Genomic DNA, 543 nt, shown 5'->3' with positions numbered 1-543 from the left:
ATGGTGCCGAGGACCGGAATCGAACCGGTACGGTAATCACTTACCGCAGGATTTTAAGTCCTGTGCGTCTGCCAGTTCCGCCACCCCGGCAATATTTTGGAGCGGAAGACGGGATTCGAACCCGCGACCCCCACCTTGGCAAGGTGGTGTTCTACCACTGAACTACTTCCGCATATTGCTTTTTAAATTAAAAATAGTGGTGCGGGTGGAGGGACTTGAACCCCCACGCCCGAAGGCACTAGATCCTAAGTCTAGCGCGTCTGCCAATTCCGCCACACCCGCAAATGGTGAGCCATGAAGGATTCGAACCTTCGACCCTCTGATTAAAAGTCAGATGCTCTACCGACTGAGCTAATGGCTCCTGCAAAAAGGAAAATGGTGCCGGCCAGAGGACTTGAACCCCCAACCTACTGATTACAAGTCAGTTGCTCTACCAGTTGAGCTAGGCCGGCGTAATGGTGGAGGATGCAGGGCTCGAACCTGCGACCCCCTGCTTGTAAGGCAGGTGCTCTCCCAGCTGAGCTAATCCTCCGGATTGATAAA

General features: G+C 53.6%; 6 tRNA genes. All 6 read right to left on the bottom strand.

The features are described 5' to 3' along the window. Position 1: 1 nt before the first annotated feature. Positions 2-90: transfer RNA gene (locus ACZSMY_RS23170), tRNA-Leu, on the bottom strand. 7 nt (positions 91-97) lie between these two features. Beyond that, a tRNA-Gly gene (locus ACZSMY_RS23165) sits at positions 98-172 on the bottom strand. 25 nt (positions 173-197) lie between these two features. After that, positions 198-282: transfer RNA gene (locus tag ACZSMY_RS23160), tRNA-Leu, on the bottom strand. A gap of 3 nt (positions 283-285) precedes the next feature. Then, a tRNA-Lys gene (locus tag ACZSMY_RS23155) sits at positions 286-361 on the bottom strand. 15 nt (positions 362-376) lie between these two features. Next, positions 377-452: transfer RNA gene (locus ACZSMY_RS23150), tRNA-Thr, on the bottom strand. A 4-nt stretch (positions 453-456) separates the two neighbouring features. Further along, positions 457-532, bottom strand: a tRNA-Val gene (locus tag ACZSMY_RS23145). Positions 533-543: the final 11 nt, after the last annotated feature.

Source organism: Oceanobacillus sp. B139/18, assembly GCF_055524595.1.
Note: the sequence above shows the minus strand (reverse complement) of the source record. Positions and strands in the feature narration are given on the sequence as shown.